Source organism: Phenylobacterium sp., assembly GCF_031181185.1.
Taxonomy (GTDB): domain Bacteria; phylum Pseudomonadota; class Alphaproteobacteria; order Caulobacterales; family Caulobacteraceae; genus Phenylobacterium.
On the sequence record NZ_JAPSKZ010000054.1, the window covers coordinates 1 to 21137 of the forward strand.

Sequence of the window (21137 nt, forward strand, 5' to 3'; positions counted from 1 at the left end):
GCTTCCCGCAACAGCTCGGCGAGCTGGAGCCGTCCGGCTGGACGCGGGCGCTCTATGTGCCGCCCGTGAACTGGATGGCGCGCTGGGCGGAGGGGTTCGAGCAGGCGGGCTCCCGCCTGTGGCCGGGGTTCGCGGGCCTGGTGCTGATGGAGGCGGTGAAGCAGACCTTCGCCGTGAAGCCCAAGGGGCTGAAGGTGCGCGCCAAGGCCGTCCGGCCGGTGCTGGCGCCCAGCCCCGCGGGCGCGCCTGTGTCGCGGGCGCCCGTTTCGGCGGCGCCGTCCGACGCGCCGTCGCGCAAGCCCTTGGCGAAGCCGCCGCGAAAGTCTTAGCCTTGGCCGGCAAACCGGAGTCGCACGCCGCATGAAGCTGATCATCGCGGTCATCAAGCCCAGCCGCCTGGACGCGGTGCTGGACGCCGTCACCGAGGCCGGCGCCTCGGGCCTCACGGTCACCGAGGTGCGCGGCTATGGCCGCCAGCGCGGCAAGACCGAGGTCTACCGGGGCGCCGAGTACGAGGTGAAGCTGCTGCCGAAAGTGAAGCTGGAGATCGCCGTGCCGTCCGACATCGTCGAGCCGGTGATCGAGGCGATCCAGACCGCCGCGAACACCGGCAAGATCGGCGACGGCAAGGTGTTCGTGCTGGACCTGGAACAGGCGTTGCGCATCCGCACCGGCGAGACCAACGCCGCGGCGATCGCGAGCTAGGCCCTGGCCTTCTTCCGCCGGGTCTTGGGCTTCGGCTTCTCGGCCACGCCTTCGGGCGTCGGCAGCTCGACCTCTCCGAACAGGTTCTGCGGCACGGCCTGAGGGGCGGCCTCCATCCGGCGGCTGAGCAGGAAAAGGGCGGTCTCGGCGCGCCAGTTCTCGATCGGCCGGCGCGGGTCGATCTGGCGGGCGGGCCGGCCGCCGACCAGGGCGGCGCAAGCGTCGATGCGCAGGTCGAGCTCGTCGCAGAGGCTGGTGAAGTCCCTGAGCGTGCAGAGGTGGATGTTCGGCGTCGACCACCAGGGCTCGGGCAGGGCGCCGGTCTCGGGCATGCGGCCGCGCGAGAGCAGGGCCCAGCGGACCTTCCAGTGGCCGAAGTTCGGCACCGAGACGACCGCCTGGTCGGCGATGCGCAGCAGTTCCGACAGCACGTGCCGCGGCTCGCGCATCTGCTGCAGGGTCTTGGACAGGATCGCGTAATCGAAGGCCCGGGTCGGGAAATGGTCGAGATCGCGGTCGCCGTCGCCCTGCACCACGGCGAGGCCGCGGGCGAGGCAGGCCGCGACGCCATCGGGGCTGATCTCCAGGCCTTGGCCGTCGACGCGCTTCTCGCGAGTCAGGAGCTCCAAGAGCTCGCCCTCGCCGCAGCCGACGTCCAAGACGCGCGCGCCGGGGCGGACCAGCCGCAGGATCTCGCGGAAGTCCTCGCGCATCGCCGTCACGCGAGGCCCCGGGCGCTGGCCTGGGCGGCCAGGAAGCCGCGCAGGGTGGCGTCGAGCTGCGGCTCATCGAGGAAGAAGGCGTCGTGGCCCTTGTCGCTCTCGATCTCGACGAAGCTGGCGCGGCAGCCGGCGGCGTTCAGGGCGCGCACGATGTCCCGGCTCTCGGCGGTCGGATAGAGCCAGTCGGACGAGAACGACAGGACGCAGAACTTCACGGCGCGCGCCTTGCGGAAGGCTTCGGCCAGCGAGCCGCCGTGGCGCGCCGCCAGGTCGAAGTAGTCCAGCGCGCGGGTGATGTAGAGGTAGCTGTTCGCGTCGAAGCGGTCGACGAAACTGGTCCCCTGATGGCGCAGGTAGCTCTCGACCTGGAAGTCGGCGTCGAAGCCCCACGACAGCCCGTCGCGCTGCAGTTCGCGGCCGAACTTCCGCTGGAGCGCGGCCTCGGACAGGTAGGTGATGTGCGCGGCCATGCGCGCGACCGCGAGCCCCTTCTCTGGGCGCACGCCGGCCTTCAGATAGGCGCCGCCCACCCAGTTGGGATCGGCCATGATCGCCTGGCGGCCAACCTCGTGGAAGGCGATGTTCTGGGCCGAGTGGCGCGCGGCGGCGGCGATGCAGACGGCGCTGAACAGCTTCTCCGGATAGTCGGCCGCCCACTGCAGCACCTGCATGCCGCCCATCGAGCCGCCGACGACGGCGAACAGGGTCTCGATGCCCATCGCCTCGATCAGCATCGCCTGGGCGCGGACCATGTCGGCGATGGTGATGACCGGGAAGGCCAGGCCGTAGGGCTCGTCGGTCTTCGGATTGGTGCTGGCGGGGCCCGTCGTGCCCATGCAGCCGCCGACAACATTGGTGCAGATGATGAAGTAGCGCTCGGGGTCCAGCGGCAGGCCGGGGCCCACCACGCGGCTCCACCAGCCGGGCTTGCCGGTCACCGGATGCGTGGAGGCGAGGTGCTGGTCGCCGGTCAGGGCGTGGCAGACCAGGACGGCGTTGGTCTTGGTCGCGTTCAGCGTCCCATAGGTCTTATAGGCGATCTCGAGCGGGGCGAGCTGCGCCCCTGACTCCAGGCGCAGCGGCTGGTTCGCCGGGAACCGCCAGGTCCCGCCGCCCGTCTCGAACGTCCCGGTGATCTGGGCCGGCGCGGTCATGGCCGCCTTGGACCGCCCGCGCCTTTCCGTGTCAATGGCTTGCAGCGCCGCCGCGCTCCGCTATGAGGGCGGCGCGGGCAAGGGTTCCTCATGCAGCGGCTGATCCTTTTCCGGCACGGCACGGCCGAGCCGGACTCCCACACCGGCGACGACTTTGACCGGCGGCTCGCCCCGCGCGGTGTGCTGGAGTCGGCGGCGATGGGCGCGAGCCTGGCCGACCTCGGCTTCGTTCCCGACGTGGTGCTGGTCTCGACCTCGGCCCGCACGCGGGACACTTGGGAGGCCGTGCAGCGCAGCTTCCCGAACGCCGAGGTCCAGTTCGAACCCGAACTCTACAACGCCGACTCCGGCGCGCTGCGCCAGGCGGCGAGGCAGGCCGGCAAGACGGCCGGCACGGTGATGATCGTGGCGCACAATCCGGGCCTGCAGGAGCTTGCCATCCAGCTGCTGCTGGAAGGCTCGGCGCCGAACGATCTGATCAACCAGGCTTCCCGCAAGTTCCCGCCGGCCGCCGCCGCGGTCTTCCTGATCGACGCCAACGGCAAGCCCAGTTTCGACGGCCTCTTCTATCCCGATCCGCCGCGATGAGCCGGGTCTATAAGATCCTGACCCGGGACGAGTGGGCCCGCGCCCAGGCCGCCGGGCGCTTCGAAGGCTCGGCCGTCGATCTCGCCGACGGCTTCATCCACTTCTCGACCGCCGCCCAGGCGCAGGAGACGGCGCGACGGCACTTCGCGGGGCAGACAGACGTGGTCGTGCTGGAGGTCGAGGGCGAGGACCTGGGTGCGGCCCTCAAGTACGAACCCTCGCGCGGCGGCGACCTCTTCCCGCACCTGTATGGTCCTCTGGAGGTGACCCATGTGCGCCGGGTGAGTGACGCGCCGCTGGGCGCCGACGGGGTTCCGCAGCTGGGCGAGCTCGCATGAGCGCGCTGCACGGCCTGGCTACCCGAGCGATGCGGGTCTTCGACCCCGAGGACGCGCACACCTTGGCCATCCGCAGCCTGAAGGCGGGGCTGGGCCCGCGCGGCGGCGCCGACGACCCGATCCTCGAGACGACGCTCGCCGGGCTGTCGCTGCCGAATCCGGTCGGTCTGGCCCCCGGCTTCGACAAGAACGCCGAGGTGTTCGGGCCCATGCTGCGGGCCGGCTTCGGCTTCGTGGAGTGTGGCACGGTCACGCCCAAGCCGCAGGCGGGCAACCCGCGCCCGCGGCTGTTCCGGCTGACGGAAGACCGCGCCGTGATCAACCGCATGGGCTTCAACAACGAAGGCCTGGAGGCCTTCGCCGGTCGCCTGGCGAGGCGGGGTCCCGGCGTGGTGGGCGCCAACATCGGGGCGAACAAGGACTCCGAGGACCGGATCGCCGACTACGTCATGGGCCTCAGGCGGCTCTGGGGGCTGGCGAGCTACTTCACCATCAACATCTCCTCCCCGAACACGCCCGGGCTGCGCGCGCTGCAGACCAAGGCGGCGCTGGAGGAGCTGCTGGGCCGCCTAGCCGAAGCGCGCGACGCGTTGCCGGCGGCGGGAGGCGTCCCGATGTTCCTGAAGGTCGCGCCCGACCTGGAGGACGGCGAGGTCGAGACCATCACCGAGGTCGTGGCGGCCAACGGGCTGGCCGGGATCATCGTGTCGAACACGACCGTCGGCCGGCCGGCGTTGAGGTCGCCGCATGCGGGGGAGGCCGGCGGGCTGTCGGGCGCGCCGCTGATGGGCCTGTCCACCCAGATGCTGGGCCGCTTCGCCCAGGCGGCGGGCGGGCGGCTGACGCTGATCGGCGCGGGGGGAATCGCCTCGGGCGCGGACGCCTACGCCAAGATCCGCGCCGGCGCCCAGGCGGTGCAGCTCTATTCGGCGCTGGCCTTCGAGGGGCCGGGCCTGGTGACGCGAATCAAGCGCGAACTGGCCGAGCGGCTGAAAGCGGACGGATTCAGTTCGCTTCAGGCCGCGGTGGGGGCAAAATAGCGAAGCTCGGATCGGGCTCGCCTTGCGGTTCGTTGCCCTGGCGACGCTGACGGATTAACTCGAACGGATCATGGCGGACGCCTCTGCGCCCAAGGAGCCTCCCGAACGGGACAGGCGCCGCATCTTCTGGCCCGGCGGCCTCTCGGCGCGCCTGCTGGTGCTTACGGTGCTGTTCGCCCTGCTGGGCGGGCTGATCGCGATCCCTCCGGCGCTCGCGGCTTATGAGCGCCAGTGGCTGCTGGACCGCGTGCGGGCGGCCGAACTCGCTTCCCTGGCGCCGGAGGTGGCCCCTGACCGCGTGGTCAGCGAACAGCTCAAGGCCCAGCTGCTCCGCGGCGCCGGCGTCGAGATCGTGGCCATTTCGGTGGATGGGGTGCGCTCGCTTGTGTTCGCCGGCACCCGCCCGACCGAAGCGCCCTATGTGGTGGACCTGCGGCCCCGGGCGGCGGGGCTGGGCCTCTTCGCGCCGTTCCGCACCATCTTCGGCCCCGAAGGGCGGCGCGTCCGCGTGGTCGCCGAGCCGCGCTTCCGCGAGGCCGAGTTCATCGAGTTCGTCGCCCTCGACACCGAGCTGAAGCGGGCGCTGGCCAGCTACCTGTGGCGACTCCTGGCGATCGTCGCCTTCGTCTCGACCCTCGCGGGGCTGCTGGTGTTCGTGGCCCTGAACCTGTTCCTGGTCCGGCCGATGCAGCGGATCACCTACGCCATGGAGCGGTTCCGGGCCGATCCCGACGACCCGGCGGCGCGGGTCGAGCCCTCGGGCCGCCGGGACGAGATCGGGCGGGCCGAGGCCGAGCTCGACCGGATGCAGGCCGACCTGCGCGCCGCCCTGAACTCCCGCGCCCGGCTGGCGGCGCTGGGCGAGGCAGTGGCCAAGATCAACCACGACCTGAAGAACATGCTCACCTCGGCGCAGATCGCCTCGGAGCGGCTGGCGGCGCTGAAGGACCCGAAGGTCAGCCAGGCGCTGCCCCGGCTGGAACGGGCGCTGGACCGCGCGGTCAAGCTGGCCTCGGACGTGCTGACCTATGGCAAGACGCAGGAGACCGCGCCCGAGCCGCGGACGTTGCGGCTGGCCGATGCGGTGGATGAGGCGGCCTTCGAGGCGCAGCTCGCCGAGCGCGGCGTGCGGCTGCTGCGTCGCATGGACGCCGCCGACCAGGTGACCGCCGACCCCGACCAGCTGCACCGCATCCTGGTGAACCTGTTCCGCAACGCCCGCCAGGCCATCGAGCACCAGGAGGGTCGCCGTCAGCAGGGCCGCATCGAGGTCAGCCTCGAGGCGACCCCGAACGCCGCAGTGATCCGGGTCTCCGATAACGGGCCTGGCATTCCCGACCGGGTGCGGGAGCGGCTGTTCCAGCCGTTCGCAGGCTCGGGCCGGCCGGACGGCGCGGGCCTTGGGCTGGCCATCGCCCGCGAACTGGCGGTCGGCCACGGCGGCGACCTGACGCTGGCCTCCAACGGACCTTCCGGCGCCACCTTCGAGCTGCGCCTGCCGGGCGCGCCGACGAAGGCGCCGGCCCGGCGTCGATCGAAGAGCAGGGCCTAGTTCAGCGGCAGGGCCACGCCCTCGCGGCGCGGATCGGCTCCGCCGCGCAGGCCCTGGGGCGTCACCTCCACCCCATGCAGGCCAGAGCCCTCGGCGCCGGCGCCCGAGCGCAGGGTCACGCCCCTGGCCGCCAGGCCCTGGACGATCTCGGGCGAGAACTTGTCGACCTCGGCGGCGTAGAAGGTCCCCGACGCGATCAGATTGGGAAGAGCGATCGCCTCCTGCATCGGCAGCTTCCAGTCCAGCACGCCCACCAGGGTCTTGAGGTTGTAGGCGAGGATCGCCGGACCGCCCGGCGAGCCGGCCGCGGCCACGAAACGGCGGTCGCGGTCGAGGACGATGGCCGGCGCCATCGACGAGCGCGGCCGCTTGCCGGGTCCGACGGCATTGGCGACCGGCGCGCCGCTGGAGTCGGTGGGCGAGAAGGAGAAGTCGGTCAGCTGGTTGTTCAGGAAGAAGCCATGGACCATGCGGCCCGAGCCGAAGATGCTCTCGACGGTCGTCGTCATCGAGACCACGTTTCCGGCCGCGTCGACGACGACGAAGTGGGTGGTGCCGGCCGGCTCTCGGGTGGCGTCGGGCGCCCGGGCCTTGGCGCCGCGGGGCTGGCCAGCCGGCGGCGCCGTAGGGCTCGCCGTGGCGCCGATCAGCTTGGCGCGGGCGTCCAGATAGGCGGGCTCGAGCAGGCCGTCGATGGGCACGTCCACGAAGGCCGGGTCGCCGATGTAACGGTCGCGGTCGGCGTACATCAGCCGGCTGGCCTGGCTGAACAGATACCAGCCCTCGGCGTCGTTCGGATGCTTGGCGATGTCGGTGCGTTCGAGCAGACCTAGGCCCTGCAGCACCGCAGGACCGCCCGAGGGTGCGCCGGGCGTGCAGACGACATAGACGCGGAACGGCCGGCAGAGCGCCTCGGACTTGCGCGGGCGGTACCGCTTGAGGTCGTCGAGCGTGAGCGTGCCGGGGGTCGCGCCCTCGCGCACCTTGGCGACGATGGCTTCGGCGATCTCGCCCTCCAGCAGCGCCTTGGGGCCTTCGGCGGCGATCTTGCGCACGGTGGCGGCGTAGGCCGGGTTGCGGACGATGTCGCCCTTTTGGATCTTCGTCCCGTCCGGCTTGGTGAAATAGGCGAGGGCGTCCGGCGTCGCGGCCTGGGGCGAGCGGCTGGCGGCCGACATGGCCATGCGGCCAGGCGCCGGGAAGCCCTGCTCAGCGAGGCGCTCGGCGTCGGCGAACAGCCGGTTCCAGGGCAGCTTGCCGTGATCGGCCTGAGCCATGGCCAGCATGGCGACCGCGCCGGGCGCGCCGGTCGAGCGGCCCGAGAGGATCGCCGCGGCGCGGTTCATCGGCTTGCCGTCGTCCCCCAAGAACATGTCCGGGGTCGCGCCCGCCGGCGCCGTCTCGCGGCCGTCATAGGCCGTCACGCTGCGGGTGCGCGCGTCGTAGTAGACGAGGAAGGCGCCCCCGCCGAGGCCGGAACTCTGCGGCTCCACCAGGCCCAGCACCGCCTGGACGGCGACGGCCGCGTCCACGGCCGAGCCGCCTTCGCGCAGCACCCGCAAGCCCGCCTCCACCGCCATCGGGTTGGCTGCCGCGACCATGGCCTTCGGCGCGGCGGCCGTTGGCGGCGCGGGCGGCCCTGCGAGGGGCGCTTGAGGGCCAGGCGCCTGGCAGCCGGCCAGGAGGGCGGCGCCGAGAACCATCGGAGCCAGGGACAGGGGACGCATCTTGCGGATCACGGACGAGGTCACTCCGGAAGCGGGACGGCGCGACCATAGCCGCGGGCGCGTGGACAACAAGCGCCGGCTCGTGCGAGGCAGCGTGCATGGCTGAGATGCGCGCGCGACCCGGGCTCCGCAACCTCATCACCGACGTGCCCGGCCTGAGGGTGGGGCAGGCCCAGGACGCGGCGGCGCGCACCGGCGTCACCGTGATCCTGCCCGACGAGCGGGCCGTCTGCGCCGTGGACGTCCGCGGCGGCGCGCCCGGAACCCGCGAAACCGACGCCCTGGCGCCGGAGAACCTGGTGGAGGCGGTGGACGCCGTCGTGCTCTCGGGCGGCTCGGTCTATGGCCTGGCGGCCGCCGACGGGGTGGTGGGCTGGCTGGGCGCGCAGGGCCGGGGCTTTGGCCTCGTCCCGGGTGTGCCGCCCTCGCCGGTCGTGCCGGCCGCGATCCTCTTCGACATGGCCAACGGCGGCCACAAGGCCTGGGGCGAGGCGCCGCCGTATGGGGCGCTGGGACGTGAGGCGGTGCTGGCGGCGGGCCTCGCGTTCGACCTCGGAACCGCGGGCGCGGGCTATGGCGCCATGGCGGGCGCGCTGAAGGGCGGCGTGGGCTCAGCCTCGGTGGTCAGCGCCGACGGCTACGCGGTAGGCGCCATCGTGGCCGTCAACAGCTGGGGCTCGGTGGTCGCGCCGGGCGGCCGGACGTTCTGGGCGGCGCCCTACGAGATCGACGGCGAGTTCGGCGGGCTCGGGGCCACTGGGCTCGCGGCCGCGCCCGACGAATGGGGCTTGGCCAAGCGGCCGGATGCGGCGCGCAACACCACCATCGCCTGCGTCGCCACGGACGCGGCGCTGACGCCGGCCCAGGCCAAGCGGCTCGCCGTAATGGCCCAGGACGGCCTTGCCCGCGCGATCCGACCGGCGCACGCGCCGTTCGACGGCGACATCGTCTTCGCGCTGGCCACGGGACGAAGGGCGCTGCAGGCGCCGGCGGACCTCACCCTGGCGCGACTTGGCGCGCTCGCGGCCGACACCCTGGCCCGGGCGATCGCCCGCGGTGTCCACGAAGCCACGCCTTGGCCCGGAACCGACGTGCGCTGCTGGCGGGACCTTCCGGGCTGAGCCCAGCGCTGTTAGACCAAGCGCTGCTGTTTGGGGGAGTTCTCCGCATGTTTTCCGCACGTAAGCTGGCGCTGGCCGCCGGCGTCGCCGCGTTTGCGCTGGGCGCGACGATGGGCGCGACCGCCCAGCCTGCCCAGAAGGTCACCGGTCCGGTCGCCACCTACTGGATGAGCGCCCAGACCCAGACCGGCTTCGGCCTGCCCTCGGCCGCCTCGGGCCGGCCGGACACGGGCGCCATGATGCGCGCGATGATGGGCGGCGGCGGGGCGTCGAAGACGCTGGAGCTGCAGCTTGGCTCGAGCCAGGCCAACGCCGCGCCGGCCGCCGACCACCTGCCGCCCGCCGGCCTGCGCGCCGGCGACCGCCTGCCCTTGGTCACGCCCAAGCAGACGCCGGCGGTGCGCGACGAGACGCCGGAGACCAGCGTGCCGCCCGAGTACCAGAAGCCGCGGGGCAAGATGCTGATCTTCTGGGGCTGCGGCGAGCGGGCTCGGCCGGGCCAGCCCTATGTCCTCGACTTCGCCAAGATGGCCGAGGGCAAGCAGAACCCCGCGAGCATCTTCAAGGGCATCGACTACCGGCCGATGCAGCCGCCGGCGCCGGGCCGCCACAAGACCTACGGCGAGTGGCCGAACGAGCGGACGCGCGACCTCGTACCCTCGGCGGGCTCGCTGGTGGGCGCGCACACGATCCGCGGCAACTACAGTCCGGAGATCAACTTCACCCTCGGCAAGGATCAGGACTTCCTGGCGCCGCTGACGCTGACCACCAATGCGAAGGCGCCGGGCGGCTGGGCGAACCTGGGCTGGAACGCCGTCCCGGGCGCCAAGGCCTATTACGCCAGCGCCATGGGCGGTTCGGGCGAGACGATGGTGATGTGGTCGTCTTCCGAGCTGCAGACCGCCGCCTTCTCCAACCCCGACTTCCTGAGCCAGGGCGACATCGCCCGCCTGGTGGCCAACAAGACGCTGATGGGGCCGCAGACGACGACCTGCGCCGTGCCGAAGGAGGTCTTGGACGCCGCGCCCCAGGCGATGATGCAGCTCGTGGCCTACGGGGGCGAGGCCAACTTCGTCCACCCGCCGCGGCCCGCCGATCCGAAGGTGGCCTGGAACCAGGAGTGGGCGGTGAAGGTGCGCTACCGCTCGGCGACGGGCGGCCTGCTGGGCCAGGCCATGTCAGGCATGGCCGGCGGCTTCGACGCCGACGACGAGGACGAGGCCGGCCGGGCGCGCGCCGCCACGCCGCAGCCGCCGAAGGATCCCAAGGCCGAGCGCCGCCGGGCGATCATGAAGGGCCTGGGCGGCGCCGTCGGCGGCGCTCTGGGCGTGCCGATCCCGTAATCGGGTCCCTCACTTCACGGCGCGCAGGCGCACCTGGAGTTCGCGGGCGACGTTCCAGGAGGTGTTGGCGACCTCCCGGAGCTCTTCGCGGGTGATCTCGCCCGCGTTGAGCTTGGCCTGCCAGGCGTAGTCGTAGTTCTGGACGATGGTCTCGACCTCGAAGTCCACGTCGAGGGCGAAGGCCAGCATGGTGTAGTTGGCGCGCCGCTCCATCCACTCACGGTTCTGCCTCTTGGACATCATCGTGAAGGTGAGCGGCGTGAAAGCGCGCACATGCGTGGGGTCGGACCAGAACGTGTCGTGGCGCACGTGCGGCACGTGGATTTCCAGGAGCCCCCCCGGCGCCAGGATACGATACAGCTCCTGCATCACGCGCCGGAACGTGGGGAAGTCAGCGCCCACGTGCTCCAGCACATGCTTCATCAGGACATGCTCGAAGCCGTCGGTTGGCAGGTCCCAGGGCGTCGTCTCGATGTCGAGCATCCTGTCGGGCTCACACGCCTCGAAGTTGTCGACATTGAGCCAGCCTTCGCGCTTGTCGAAGCCGCATCCCAGGTTGAGTTTCACGCTGCAGGGTCCTTCGGGCTCAGAAGGCTGCAACGCCTAGCGTTTGGTCCCGCGGACGACAAGGTTGGCGCGTGCTGGGTGAGGAAACCGGTTGAAACGCCTGGCCCACCTCGCTAGATAGCGCCCCTCGCCGCAAGGCGTGCGCGCCCGTAGCTCAGCTGGATAGAGCATCAGACTACGAATCTGAGGGTCGGACGTTCGAATCGTTCCGGGCGCGCCATTTCTTCCTGACAACGACAGCTAGCGGACCACTCACCCCTTCGAGGGCGTGAAGCGGGCGACGAGGTCGTAGGCGTCGCCCGGGAAGGTCATGCGCACGTCGGTGATTCGGTCCGAGCCGCGCCAGGTGCGGCGATGCAGGACGAGGCAGGCGGCGCTGGCCGGGATGGCGAGGGCGCGGGCCACACTGCGGCTGGCCGCCTCCGCCCCGATGCGGTGCTCGGCCTCGGTCCACGGCACGTGGGAGAGCAGCCAGCCGCCGGGCGGCGTCGTGGCGAAGTCCACGGCGCGGGCCTCAGGCGTTGCGGCCAGGTTCACCAGCCGCTCCTCCAGCGCGAAGGGACGGCCGGCGGCGCGGTGCAGGCAGCGGAGCGCCAGCACCTTGCCGCCCGACGCGAGGTCCAGGGCTTCGGCTTCGGCGGGCTCCGGCGTGCGTTCGGTCCGCGACAGGAGTTCGTAGCCGTAGGTTTCCCCGCGGGCGGCGACCTCGGCCGCGATGTCGGGGATGTCGAGAACCGCGGAGTGGATCTTGGGCCGCGCGACGACCGTGCCGGCGCGGCGGCGGCGGACGATGAGCCCGGCGTCGGCCAGCGGGCCCAGGGCCTTGTTCACGGTCATGCGCGAGCAGCCGTAGGCGGCCATCAGCTCGTGCTCGGCCGGGATGCGGTGACCGGGCGGCCAGGCGCCGGAAAGGATGTTGGCCTGCACCTCGTCGCGGATGCGGCGGTGCAGCGAAGCCTCCGGCCGGCTCATGCGGTGATCCGGGCGAGCGTCCGGCGGTACCCGGCGACGATGGCGTCGCGGGCCACGTGGCGGCCGGCCTCGACCACCTGACGACCCCGGCGCCAGACGGCCGTGACGGGGCTTTCGCGGCAGGCGAAGATCCAGGCGTTCAGCAGGGCGTCGCCGGCCCGGCCGGCCAGCGAGGGATGGTCGAGGTCCAGCGCCACGAGGTCGGCCGGCGCGCCGACCTTTAGTCCGGCCTCTGCGCCCAAGGCCTGGGCGCCGCCGGCGAGCGCCGCATTGAACAGGGTCGCGCCCGTCGAGCGGCCGGGCGCCGGGGCGGCTACGTTGCGGGCGCGGTGGACCAGCCGCTGGGCGTACTCTACGCCGCGCAGCTCGGCGGCCGCGTCGATCAGCACGTTGGAGTCCGTGCCCACGCCCAGCGCCCCACCCGCGCGGAGATAGGCCTGCGTCGGGAAGACGCCGTCGCCGAGGTTCGCCTCCGTGACCGGACAGAGGCCCGCGACGGCGCCGCTGGCGGCCAGCCGCTGCGTCTCGTCCGGCGTCATGTGCGTGGCGTGGACCAGACACCAGCGCGCGCCCACCGAGGCGTTGTCTAACAGCCATTCGACCGGCCGGGCGCCGGACCAGGCGAGGCAGTCCTCGACCTCCTTCTCCTGCTCGGCGGCGTGGATGTGCAGGGGGCCGTCCGTCAGGGCGGCGACGGCTGCGAGCTCCTCGGGCGTGACCGCCCGCAGGCTGTGGGGCGCCGCGCCGACAACGGCGTCGGGAAGGCCCGAGACCGCTGCGCGGCTGGCGTCGAGCAGCCGGGCAAACCCGTCGACGTCGTGGATGAAGCGCCGCTGTCCCGGCTTCGGCGGCGCGCCGCCGAAGGTCGCGTGGGCGTAGAAGACCGGCAGCAGGGTGAGCGCGATCCCGGTCGCCTCAGCGGCGGCCACAATGCCCTGCGCCATCTCGGCCGGATCGGCGTAGGGCCGGCCGTCCAGGTCGTTGTGCAGGTAGTGGAACTCGCCGACGCGGGTGAAGCCGGCCTCGAGCATCTCGGCGAAGGCGAGCTCGGCGATGGCGCGGTTGTCGTCGGGCGTCAGGCGGTCGACGAACAGGTACATGGCCTCGCGCCAGGTCCAGAAGTTGTCACCCTCGGGCCCGGCGACTTCGGCCATGCCGGCCATGCCGCGCTGGAAGGCATGGCTGTGCAGGTTGCAGAGTCCCGGGATCGCCGCGCCATATGCGGGCTCCGACCCCCGCGCGACATCGGTGTCGATGCCGGCGATCCGCCCGTCGGCGAGCGTGAGCCGCACGCCGCGCGCCCAACCCTGAGCCAGCAGCGCGTGATCGAACCAGAGGGAGCTCGCGGTCACTGGACACCCTTCCTGCTCCGGCCATAATGTCTATACATATCGATCGCGGCAAGCTTGACGGAGGACGGATGAGGGTCTGGCGCAACGCCCGACTGGCGACCCTGTCGCCGCGCCTGCCGGGACTTGGCGTCATCGAGGACGGCGCTGTCGCCGCCGAGGGCGAGCGGATCGTCTATGTGGGTCCGTCGGCGGACGCGCCGGCCGGGGAAGCCATCGACTGCGAGGGCCGCTGGATCACCCCCGGCCTGATCGACTGCCACACCCATCTTGTCCACGCCGGCGACCGCGCCCACGAGTTCGAGCTGCGGCTGGAGGGCGCCACCTATGAGGAGATCGCCCGGGCCGGCGGCGGCATCGCCTCGACGGTCAAGGCGACCCGCGAGGCATCGGAGGCCGAGCTGGTCGCGAGCGCGCGGCCCCGGCTGGAGGCGCTGGTTTCGGAAGGCGTCACCACCGTCGAGGTGAAGTCCGGCTACGGGCTGTCCACGGTCGACGAGGTGAAGCTGCTGCGCGCGGCGCGGGCGCTGGGCGATCGAGCCAGCATCGTCACAACCTTCCTGGGCGCGCACGCCCTGCCGCCGGAGTACGCCGGCAACCCCGACGCCTACATCGACCTGGTCTGCGAGGAGATGATCCCCGCCGTCGCCGAGGCGGGGCTGGCGGACGCCGTCGACGCCTTCTGCGAGGGGATCGGATTCACGCCGGCCCAGACCGAGCGGGTGTTCCAGGCGGCCCGCGTCCGCGGCCTTCCGGTGAAGCTGCACGCCGAGCAGCTCTCGAACCTGAACGGCGCAGCGCTGGCGGCGCAGTACGGCGCGCTGTCGGCCGACCACCTGGAACATCTGGACGCCGCGGGCGTCGCAGCGATGTCGCGGGCCGGCACGACGGCGGTGCTGCTGCCGGGGGCCTTCTACTTCCTGCGGGACGAGAAGATCCCGCCAATCGGCGCGCTGCGGGCGGCGGGCGTGCCGATGGCCGTGGCCACCGACTGCAACCCCGGCACCTCGCCCCTGACCTCGCTGCTGCTGGCCATGAACATTGCCGCGACGCTGTTCCGTCTGACCGTGGAGGAGTGCCTGGCCGGCGTGACCCGAAACGCCGCCCGCGCGCTGGGCCGGCTGGACCAGGTCGGCGCGCTGGAGGCCGGCAAGCTCTGCGACTTAGCGATCTGGGACATCGAGCGGCCGGCCGAGCTCGTCTACCGCATGGGATTCAACCCGCTGCACGCCCGCGTCTGGAGGGGTCGGTGATCGATTCTGGGACCGAAGTCATGCTGAAGCCAGGCGACACGCCACTGTCCGCCTGGCGCGAGATCTGGCGCGGGGCGGCCGTGCGACTGGACCCCGCGGCGCGGACGGTCGTCGCCGAGAGCGCGGCGGCCGTGGCGCGGATCCTGGCCAAGGGCGAGCCGGTCTACGGGATCAACACGGGGTTCGGGAAGCTGGCGACCGTCCAGATCGACGACGGCGATCTCGCCACCCTGCAGCGGAACCTGGTGCTGAGCCATGCCGCCGGCGTGGGCGATCCGTCGCCGCGGGCGGTGGTGCGGCTGATGATGGTGCTGAAGCTGGCGAGCCTGGCTCAAGGCGCGTCGGGGGTGCTGCCGGCGACGGTGGAGCTGCTGGAGCGGATGATCCAGCTGGACCTGATCCCGGTCGTGCCCAGCCAGGGGTCCGTAGGCGCCTCGGGCGACCTCGCGCCGCTGGCCCATATGGCCGCGACGATGATCGGCGTCGGCGAGATCGAGGCGGTCGGCCGACGCAAGCCTGCGGCCCGGGCGCTGTCCGAGGCGGGGCTGGCGCCGCTGGAGCTGGGCCCGAAGGAAGGCCTGGCGCTGCTCAACGGCACCCAGTTCTCGGCGGCCAATGCACTGGCGGGCCTGTTCGAGGCCGAACGGCTGTTCCGCTCGGCGCTGGTGACCGGCGCTCTGTCGACCGAAGCGGCCAAGGGTTCGGACACCCCGTTCGACGAGCGCATCCACGTGCTGCGCCGCCAGCCGGGCCAGGTGGAGGCGGCGCGCGCCCTGCGCGAGCTGATGGCCGGCTCGGCCATCCGGGCCTCTCACCTGATCGGCGACCCGCGGGTGCAGGACCCCTATTGCCTGCGCTGCCAGCCGCAGGTGATGGGCGCGGCGCTGGACGTGCTGCGCCAGGCCGCGGCGACCCTGGCGTTCGAGGCCAACGGCGTTTCGGACAACCCCTTGATCTTCCCCGACGCCGACGAGGCGCTGTCGGGCGGCAACTTCCACGCCGAGCCGGTGGCGTTCGCGGCGGACATGATCGCGCTTGCCATCTGCGAGATCGGCTCCATCGCCGAGCGGCGGATCGCCATGCTTGTAGACCCGGCGCTGTCGGGCCTGCCGGCCTTCCTGACGCCGAAGCCGGGATTGAACTCGGGCTTCATGATCCCGCAGGTGACGGCCGCGGCCCTGGTCTCGGAGAACAAGCAGCTGGCGCACCCGGCCAGCGTCGACTCGATCCCGACCAGCGCGAACCAGGAAGACCATGTCTCCATGGCGGCGCACGGGGCGCGTCGGCTGCTGGCGATGGTGCGCAACCTGGAGGGCGTGCTGGCGGTCGAGCTGCTGGCGGCGGCGCAGGGCTGCGACTTCCACAGTCCGCTGGCATCCAGCGAGGCGCTGGAGGCGGTCCGCGCGCGGCTCCGGCGGGACGTGCCGACGCTGGACCACGACCGCCACTTCGCCCCCGATATCGCCGCCGCCGCGGCGATCCTGCAAACCGGCGAACTGGCCCTGCCGCACCTGCCGGGCGTCGCCTGATGGACTGGCTGGAGGTCACCCGCGGCGAGGCGCCCCTGCTGGTGAGCTTCCCGCACACCGGGACCGACATCCCGGCGGACATAGAGGCGCGGCTGACGTCGCCCTGGCTCGCGCGCAAGGACGCCGACTGGTGGATCCACCGGCTCTACGACTTCGCGGCGGAGCTGGGCGCGACCCTCGTGCGGACGCGGATCTCGCGCACGGTCATCGACGTCAACCGCGACCCTTCGGGCGCCTCGCTCTATCCGGGGCAAGCGACCACCGAACTCTGCCCCACCACGACGTTCGACGGCGAGCCCCTCTACCTCGAAGGCCAGGCGCCGGACGAGGCGGAGATTGCGCAGCGGCGGGCGACCTGGTTCGAGCCCTATCACCAGATGCTCTCCGCCGAGCTTGCGCGGCTTCGCGCCCGGCACGGTCGCGTCGTCTTGTACGAAGCCCACTCCATCCGCTCGCACGTACCGCGGCTGTTCGACGGCGAACTGCCGAACATCAACATCGGCACGAACTCGGGCGCGAGCTGCGATCCGGTGCTGACCGATGCCGTCGAGCGCGCCTGCGACGCCTCGGGCTTCAGTCGTGTCACGGACGGCCGGTTCAAGGGCGGCTGGACGACGCGCCACTACGGCCGCCCAGACGATGGCGTGCACGCCATTCAGATGGAGCTCGCCTGCCGCGGCTACATGGACGAGCCCGCCGGCCCGCCGACGCCCGAGGCCTGGCCCGCCCCCTACGACCCCGACCGCGCCCGGTTCATGCGCGGCGCCCTCACCCACGTCCTCAACGCCTGCCTGGACTTCGCCAGCCAATGACCCGCCACGACCCGACCCGCGTCATCCGCCCGCCCGTGGGGCCCGAGCTCACCTGCAAGAGCTGGCTGACCGAGGCCCCGCTTAGGATGCTGATGAACAACCTGCATCCGGACGTGGCCGAGAAGCCCGAGGACCTGGTGGTCTATGGCGGCGTCGGCCGCGCCGCCCGCGACTGGGAGAGCTTCGACCGCATCGTCGAGACGCTGAAGCGGCTCGAGGACGACCAAACCCTGCTGGTGCAGTCGGGCAAGCCTGTCGGCGTATTCCGAACGCATGCGGACGCCCCGCGCGTGCTGATCGCCAACTCCAACCTCGTGCCCAAGTGGGCGAGCTGGGAGCACTTCAACGAGCTCGATCGCAAGGGGCTGGCCATGTACGGCCAGATGACCGCCGGCTCGTGGATCTACATCGGCACCCAGGGCATCGTCCAAGGCACCTACGAGACCTTCGTCGAGATGGGCCGCCAGCACTATGGCGGCGACCTGTCGGGCCGGTGGCTGCTGACGGCGGGTCTGGGCGGCATGGGCGGCGCCCAGCCGCTGGCGGCGGTGATGGCCGGCGCGTCCTGTCTGGCCATCGAGTGCCAGCCCAGCCGGATCGAGATGCGGCTTCGCACCGGTTACCTCGACCATTCCGCGGAGACGCTGGACGAGGCGCTGGAGATCCTCGAGCGCGCCAAGGCCGAGAAGCGATCTGTCTCGGTCGGCCTGCTGGGGAACGCCTGCGAGGTGCTGCCGCAGATCCTGGCCCGCGGCGTCCTGCCCGACCTGCTCACCGATCAGACCTCGGCCCACGATCCGGTCAACGGCTACCTGCCCAAGGGCTGGACGCTCGAGCGCTGGTTCGCCATGCGCGAGCAGGCGCCGGAACAGGTGGAGGAGGCGGCCCGCGCCTCGATGGCCGAGCACGTGCAGGCGATGCTGGAGTTCCGCCGGCGCGGCGTGCCGACCGTGGACTACGGCAACAACATCCGCCAGGTGGCCAAGGACGCTGGCGTGACGGACGCCTTCGACTTCCCGGGCTTCGTGCCGGCCTACATCCGGCCGCTGTTCTGCCGAGGGATCGGGCCGTTCCGCTGGGCTGCGCTCTCGGGCGATCCCGAGGACATCTACAAGACCGACGCCAAGGTGAAGGAGCTGATCCCGGACAATCCGCACCTGCACAACTGGCTGGACATGGCGGGCAAGAAGATCCGGTTCCAGGGCCTGCCGGCGCGGATCTGCTGGGTGGGACTGGGCGACCGGCACCGCCTGGGGCTGGCCTTCAACGAGATGGTGGCACGCGGCGAGCTGAAGGCGCCGGTAGTGATCGGCCGCGACCACCTGGATTCCGGCTCGGTCGCCTCGCCCAATCGCGAGACCGAGGCCATGCGCGATGGATCTGACGCGGTGTCGGACTGGCCGCTGCTGAACGCGCTCCTGAACACCGCCTCAGGCGCCACCTGGGTCAGCCTGCACCACGGCGGCGGGGTCGGCATGGGCTATTCCCAGCACGCGGGCATGGTCATCGTCTGCGACGGGACCGAAGCGGCGGCCCGGCGCCTCGAGCGCGTGCTGTGGAACGACCCGGCCAGCGGCGTGATGCGCCATGCCGACGCCGGCTACGACATCGCGCTCTCGGTCGCCGCCGAGAAGCAGCTGGACCTGCCGGGTATCCTGGCCTGAGGCGTCAGACCGGCCGCACGAGGTTCATCTTGACGAAGCGCGCCACCACCTCGACGGTGAGCGGGATGTCCACACCCGAGACAGCCTGCAGCTCGGCGATCGTCGCCTCGCCCTGAGCCAGCCTGCTGAAGATGGCCGCGACAACGGGCCGACCGATCTTCCAATGGGAGAACAGGTCGGCGCCTTCGAGCTGGAAGTAGCGGTCCACCGACATCGCCGGCGTCGGGGCGACGCGGGTCTGCGGCCCGAGCTCGCCGGTGGAGAACCCCGCGAAGGCCCGGAACGGGTCACGGTGACCGGGGGCGCTGCGGGGCGCACGTTCCCAGCGGTCGCGGTCCGCTGCGTATTCGCGGGTGCGGATCGCCTGCAGCTCGTCCCAGAGCTCCTGGTAGCGCCGATAGATGTGGGCCCAGTCGTAGATCGTGCGCGCGCGTTCCCGGCCCGCTGCGCCCATGCGCCGGCGCAGATCGGGGTCGCTGACAAGGCGGGTGAGCCGGTCGGACAGCATCGCCGCGTCCATCGAGACCGCCACGCAGGTGCGGTAGAGCATGTAGTCGTAATTGAGTGTCCCGGCCTCATAGCCGCGGGCGATATGATCGGTCTGGCCTGGCTCCGGAGCGAAGGTCGTGATCCGGAAGCCGTCCTCCCCATCGCGGACGGTATCGCGATAGCCGTCCCAGTCGCTGACCACGACGGGCACGCCCGAGGCCATCGCCTCCAGAGGCGTGATGCCGAAGGTTTCCTGGATGTTGTCGGACAGCGAGATGAAGATGTCGGCCGCCGCCCAGCAAGCGCGGTAGCGATCGAAATCCTTGCCGTCGACGTACGTCGCCCGGATGCTCGGGCAGAAGGCGGCTAACCCTTCATTGTAGGCCTTGAGCACGGCTTCGTTCGGGGCCTGACCGGCGAGGATCAGCACGATCTTGCGCTTGCTGGCCTGGGCGGCCGCCTCGAGCGCCTCGAACATCTGGAAGGGGTGAGCCTTGGCATGGAAGACGAGGCGGCCGGCGAAGAGCACGCCGACCTCCTCCTCGGCCAGCCCCAAGACCGCCCTCGCACGAACGCGGTCGTCCGGCGAGAAGTCGAAGTCCGCCGTGTGCACGCCAAGCGGGATGACCGGCAGCTGCGGGCGGGGAGGGCGCACCGGCGTTCCGGCGCGCCAGGAGAGGAACTCTTCCCCTGCGGCCAGGCAGCCTTCGATCACGCGCAACGCGGCGCGGGAGGTGCAGATCAGCGCGTCCCAAGGCGCGAGCGCCTGCGCCGGATAGGCCGCGAAGCTCGTCAGCGGCTTGCCGGACAGCGTGTGGGTCAGGCCGCAGAGGCTGTAGCTGGCCGGCCCTGCCCGCAGGCGGAAGTCGGCCATGGCGCCCAGCTCTCCGTCGGGGCGGAACAGGACCCCACGCTGGCTCATGGTCCGCAGGTCCTCGTTCGCGATCCAGGCCGTCTGGCCGTTCTCGTCGAGTTCGAGCACGGTCCGGCGGAACGCCTCGGCAGCGTTGCTGTACGGCGAGAAGCCCCAGATCGTGCGGCCCGCCTGGGCGGCGACTGCCGCGCGCAGGAAGCCGTTGCCGGCGGCTTGCCGCCCCATCAGTTTCGGCCCGTCCAAACGGTAGCCGTCGTTCTCGAAAAGGATCGCCGCGTCCATGCGCCCGCGACTAGCATGAGCCCCGCGGCGCCCCAAGCCTCGGCGGTTTGCGCGCCGGAGCGGCTTCCACTAGGCCAAGGCGATGGCCTGGCGCGGAGAACGGGAATGAAGCGGGTGTGGGTGTCCGCAGTCGCGGCTCTGGCGCTCGCCGCCTGCGGGCAGAAGCCCACGACCCAGGTCGATCTGGTCGTCCTTGCCGGACAATCGAACGCAGTGGGCTACCGTCTGACCCGCGCTGACCTGCCCACAGCGTCAGCGGCGCCCTTTCGAGACGTGCTCATCTGGCAGGACGGCGACTTCGCGCCGCTCACGCCCGGGACCAACACCGGCACCCCGCGCCAGCCTGGCGCCTGGGGGCCGGAGGTGGGGTTCGCGCAGGCGTGGCGCGCCGCCCATCCGGGCCGGCGGTTGTACCTGGTCAAGCACGCCCGCGGCTCGACCACCCTCGCGGAGGCTCCTGGGCCAGATTGGGCGCCGGGATCCGGCGAGCTCTTCGCGGAAACCACCGCCAAGGTGGAGGCGGCCAGTGCGTCCCTCGCCAATCAGGGTTTCAGGCCGCGCGTGATCGGCGTTCTTTGGGTTCAAGGCGAAGCAGACGCCACCGGGCCCGCCTGGACGGCAGCCTACGGCCGGAACCTCGCGGCGCTGATCAAGTCCATGCGCCTCGCATGGTCGGCGCCTGGCGCGGTTGTGGTCCTGGCGAAGATCCCCGACTGGGGAGGGCACGCGAAGGCGGTACGCGCCGCTCAGGCGGAGGTGGACAGGGGCGACGCGCTTACAGTTTCGGTGGACGCGCAGGGCCTGCCTATGCAGGCGGACGGGCTGCACCTATCGGCGGAAGGGCAGTTGCGCCTCGGCGAGCGGCTGGCCGCCGCCCTGCTCCAAGCGACGGAATAGCGGTCAGTCGCGGCTCCAATCAGCGCGTCGAATGACGCGCTGATCTCGGGCGACCACCTCGTCATGATGCCGATAAGCCCACCAGACCGCGTCGACCACCTCGCTGCGAAGCGGCGTGGCGGCGTCGCCAAACATGACCTGTTCGACGTCGAGCGCCAG

The 21137-nt window shown here is 71.7% G+C and carries 19 protein-coding genes, 1 tRNA gene and 1 pseudogene; 14 read left to right on the forward strand and 7 right to left on the reverse strand.

Going from position 1 to position 21137, the window contains the following annotated elements:
• A pseudogene (locus RIF93_RS08805) lies at positions 1 to 329 on the forward strand (hypothetical protein); the annotation flags it as partial.
• A 31-nt stretch (positions 330 to 360) separates the two neighbouring features.
• On the forward strand, positions 361 to 705 hold the full coding sequence (locus RIF93_RS08810) for a P-II family nitrogen regulator (protein ID WP_309090452.1): 345 nt from the start codon (positions 361 to 363) through the stop codon (positions 703 to 705).
• On the opposite strand, the gene metW is transcribed toward RIF93_RS08810, so the two are convergent.
• Both metW and RIF93_RS08820 read right to left on the reverse strand, forming a co-directional pair.
• Entirely contained in the window at positions 702 to 1418 is a 717-nt protein-coding gene (gene metW / locus RIF93_RS08815; RefSeq protein WP_309090485.1) for a methionine biosynthesis protein MetW, read from the reverse strand. The two genes, RIF93_RS08810 and metW, sit on opposite strands and share 4 nt — an antisense overlap.
• Positions 1419 to 1423: 5 nt before the next feature.
• On the reverse strand, positions 1424 to 2581 hold the full coding sequence (locus RIF93_RS08820; RefSeq protein ID WP_309090454.1) for a homoserine O-acetyltransferase: 1158 nt from the start codon (positions 2579 to 2581) through the stop codon (positions 1424 to 1426).
• A 90-nt stretch (positions 2582 to 2671) separates the two neighbouring features.
• Between RIF93_RS08820 and RIF93_RS08825 the strand changes: the two genes are divergently transcribed.
• The 4 genes from RIF93_RS08825 to RIF93_RS08840 all read left to right on the forward strand — a co-directional run bounded on the left by RIF93_RS08825 (position 2672) and on the right by RIF93_RS08840 (position 6099).
• Positions 2672 to 3169, forward strand: coding sequence for a histidine phosphatase family protein (locus RIF93_RS08825; RefSeq protein WP_309090456.1), 498 nt, complete (start codon positions 2672 to 2674; stop codon positions 3167 to 3169).
• Positions 3166 to 3507: a DUF952 domain-containing protein gene (locus tag RIF93_RS08830; RefSeq protein ID WP_309090458.1), complete on the forward strand. Its 342-nt coding sequence runs from the start codon at positions 3166 to 3168 to the stop codon at positions 3505 to 3507. Before RIF93_RS08825 ends, RIF93_RS08830 begins: the two co-directional genes overlap by 4 nt.
• Complete coding sequence (locus RIF93_RS08835) at positions 3504 to 4547, forward strand: quinone-dependent dihydroorotate dehydrogenase (protein WP_309090460.1); 1044 nt, start codon at positions 3504 to 3506, stop codon at positions 4545 to 4547. The genes RIF93_RS08830 and RIF93_RS08835 overlap by 4 nt, the downstream gene beginning before the upstream one ends.
• 70 nt (positions 4548 to 4617) lie before the next feature.
• Positions 4618 to 6099, forward strand: coding sequence for a HAMP domain-containing sensor histidine kinase (locus RIF93_RS08840; protein WP_309090462.1), 1482 nt, complete (start codon positions 4618 to 4620; stop codon positions 6097 to 6099).
• On the opposite strand, the gene RIF93_RS08845 is transcribed toward RIF93_RS08840, so the two are convergent.
• Entirely contained in the window at positions 6096 to 7826 is a 1731-nt protein-coding gene (locus RIF93_RS08845; protein ID WP_309090464.1) for a gamma-glutamyltransferase family protein, read from the reverse strand. The two genes, RIF93_RS08840 and RIF93_RS08845, sit on opposite strands and share 4 nt — an antisense overlap.
• A 98-nt stretch (positions 7827 to 7924) precedes the next feature.
• On the opposite strand from RIF93_RS08845, the gene RIF93_RS08850 reads away from it, so the two are divergent.
• Both RIF93_RS08850 and RIF93_RS08855 read left to right on the forward strand, forming a co-directional pair.
• On the forward strand, positions 7925 to 8947 hold the full coding sequence (locus tag RIF93_RS08850; RefSeq protein ID WP_309090465.1) for a P1 family peptidase: 1023 nt from the start codon (positions 7925 to 7927) through the stop codon (positions 8945 to 8947).
• Between the two features lie 47 nt (positions 8948 to 8994).
• Positions 8995 to 10290 carry a hypothetical protein gene (locus RIF93_RS08855; protein ID WP_309090467.1) on the forward strand — a complete coding sequence of 432 codons (1296 nt, stop codon included), beginning with the start codon at positions 8995 to 8997 and terminating at the stop codon, positions 10288 to 10290.
• A 9-nt stretch (positions 10291 to 10299) separates the two neighbouring features.
• Here the strand turns inward: RIF93_RS08855 and RIF93_RS08860 are convergent, their stop codons facing one another.
• The gene (locus RIF93_RS08860; RefSeq protein WP_309090469.1) at positions 10300 to 10857 is read right to left on the reverse strand and encodes a methyltransferase domain-containing protein; all 558 of its coding nucleotides are present in this window, start codon (positions 10855 to 10857) and stop codon (positions 10300 to 10302) included.
• Between the two features lie 143 nt (positions 10858 to 11000).
• On the opposite strand from RIF93_RS08860, the gene RIF93_RS08865 reads away from it, so the two are divergent.
• Positions 11001 to 11077 (forward strand) — tRNA-Arg (locus RIF93_RS08865).
• Positions 11078 to 11109: 32 nt separating this feature from the next.
• On the opposite strand, the gene hutC is transcribed toward RIF93_RS08865, so the two are convergent.
• Positions 11110 to 11829 (reverse strand): histidine utilization repressor, encoded by a 720-nt coding sequence (gene hutC, locus RIF93_RS08870; protein ID WP_309090471.1) that lies wholly within the window; start codon positions 11827 to 11829, stop codon positions 11110 to 11112.
• Positions 11826 to 13181 (reverse strand): formimidoylglutamate deiminase, encoded by a 1356-nt coding sequence (locus tag RIF93_RS08875; RefSeq protein WP_309090473.1) that lies wholly within the window; start codon positions 13179 to 13181, stop codon positions 11826 to 11828. The genes hutC and RIF93_RS08875 overlap by 4 nt, the downstream gene beginning before the upstream one ends.
• Before the next feature lie 68 nt (positions 13182 to 13249).
• Between RIF93_RS08875 and hutI the strand changes: the two genes are divergently transcribed.
• The 4 genes from hutI to hutU are packed head-to-tail and all read left to right on the forward strand — an operon-like array spanning position 13250 to position 18436.
• A complete protein-coding gene (gene hutI, locus RIF93_RS08880) occupies positions 13250 to 14431 on the forward strand; it encodes an imidazolonepropionase (RefSeq protein ID WP_309090475.1) in 1182 nt (393 codons plus the stop codon).
• A gap of 20 nt (positions 14432 to 14451) precedes the next feature.
• Positions 14452 to 15960, forward strand: a complete 1509-nt coding sequence (gene hutH, locus RIF93_RS08885) for a histidine ammonia-lyase (protein WP_309090487.1) — start codon at positions 14452 to 14454, stop codon at positions 15958 to 15960.
• Complete coding sequence (gene hutG / locus RIF93_RS08890; RefSeq protein ID WP_309090477.1) at positions 15960 to 16772, forward strand: N-formylglutamate deformylase; 813 nt, start codon at positions 15960 to 15962, stop codon at positions 16770 to 16772. The genes hutH and hutG overlap by 1 nt, the downstream gene beginning before the upstream one ends.
• Positions 16769 to 18436, forward strand: a complete 1668-nt coding sequence (gene hutU, locus RIF93_RS08895) for a urocanate hydratase (RefSeq protein WP_309090478.1) — start codon at positions 16769 to 16771, stop codon at positions 18434 to 18436. Before hutG ends, hutU begins: the two co-directional genes overlap by 4 nt.
• A gap of 4 nt (positions 18437 to 18440) precedes the next feature.
• Here the strand turns inward: hutU and RIF93_RS08900 are convergent, their stop codons facing one another.
• Positions 18441 to 20081 carry a glycosyltransferase family 4 protein gene (locus RIF93_RS08900; RefSeq protein WP_309090481.1) on the reverse strand — a complete coding sequence of 547 codons (1641 nt, stop codon included), beginning with the start codon at positions 20079 to 20081 and terminating at the stop codon, positions 18441 to 18443.
• A 105-nt stretch (positions 20082 to 20186) separates the two neighbouring features.
• Here RIF93_RS08900 and RIF93_RS08905 point away from each other — a divergent pair, with 105 nt between their 5' ends.
• A complete protein-coding gene (locus RIF93_RS08905) occupies positions 20187 to 20978 on the forward strand; it encodes a sialate O-acetylesterase (RefSeq protein WP_309090483.1) in 792 nt (263 codons plus the stop codon).
• The last annotated feature ends 159 nt before the right edge of the window (positions 20979 to 21137 follow it).

What these genes read in the sequence shown, in the direction of transcription:
- RIF93_RS08810 (WP_309090452.1), top strand. Translation starts at nt 361, where the DNA reads ATGAAGCTGATCATCGCGGTCATCAAGCCCAGCCGCCTGGACGCGGTG.
- metW (WP_309090485.1), bottom strand. Translation starts at nt 1,418, where the DNA reads ATGCGCGAGGACTTCCGCGAGATCCTGCGGCTGGTCCGCCCCGGCGCG.
- RIF93_RS08820 (WP_309090454.1), bottom strand. Translation starts at nt 2,581, where the DNA reads ATGACCGCGCCGGCCCAGATCACCGGGACGTTCGAGACGGGCGGCGGG.
- RIF93_RS08825 (WP_309090456.1), top strand. Translation starts at nt 2,672, where the DNA reads ATGCAGCGGCTGATCCTTTTCCGGCACGGCACGGCCGAGCCGGACTCC.
- RIF93_RS08830 (WP_309090458.1), top strand. Translation starts at nt 3,166, where the DNA reads ATGAGCCGGGTCTATAAGATCCTGACCCGGGACGAGTGGGCCCGCGCC.
- RIF93_RS08835 (WP_309090460.1), top strand. Translation starts at nt 3,504, where the DNA reads ATGAGCGCGCTGCACGGCCTGGCTACCCGAGCGATGCGGGTCTTCGAC.
- RIF93_RS08840 (WP_309090462.1), top strand. Translation starts at nt 4,618, where the DNA reads ATGGCGGACGCCTCTGCGCCCAAGGAGCCTCCCGAACGGGACAGGCGC.
- RIF93_RS08845 (WP_309090464.1), bottom strand. Translation starts at nt 7,826, where the DNA reads ATGCGTCCCCTGTCCCTGGCTCCGATGGTTCTCGGCGCCGCCCTCCTG.
- RIF93_RS08850 (WP_309090465.1), top strand. Translation starts at nt 7,925, where the DNA reads ATGGCTGAGATGCGCGCGCGACCCGGGCTCCGCAACCTCATCACCGAC.
- RIF93_RS08855 (WP_309090467.1), top strand. Translation starts at nt 8,995, where the DNA reads ATGTTTTCCGCACGTAAGCTGGCGCTGGCCGCCGGCGTCGCCGCGTTT.
- hutC (WP_309090471.1), bottom strand. Translation starts at nt 11,829, where the DNA reads ATGAGCCGGCCGGAGGCTTCGCTGCACCGCCGCATCCGCGACGAGGTG.
- hutI (WP_309090475.1), top strand. Translation starts at nt 13,250, where the DNA reads ATGAGGGTCTGGCGCAACGCCCGACTGGCGACCCTGTCGCCGCGCCTG.
- hutH (WP_309090487.1), top strand. Translation starts at nt 14,452, where the DNA reads ATGCTGAAGCCAGGCGACACGCCACTGTCCGCCTGGCGCGAGATCTGG.
- hutG (WP_309090477.1), top strand. Translation starts at nt 15,960, where the DNA reads ATGGACTGGCTGGAGGTCACCCGCGGCGAGGCGCCCCTGCTGGTGAGC.
- hutU (WP_309090478.1), top strand. Translation starts at nt 16,769, where the DNA reads ATGACCCGCCACGACCCGACCCGCGTCATCCGCCCGCCCGTGGGGCCC.
- RIF93_RS08900 (WP_309090481.1), bottom strand. Translation starts at nt 20,081, where the DNA reads ATGGACGCGGCGATCCTTTTCGAGAACGACGGCTACCGTTTGGACGGG.
- RIF93_RS08905 (WP_309090483.1), top strand. Translation starts at nt 20,187, where the DNA reads ATGAAGCGGGTGTGGGTGTCCGCAGTCGCGGCTCTGGCGCTCGCCGCC.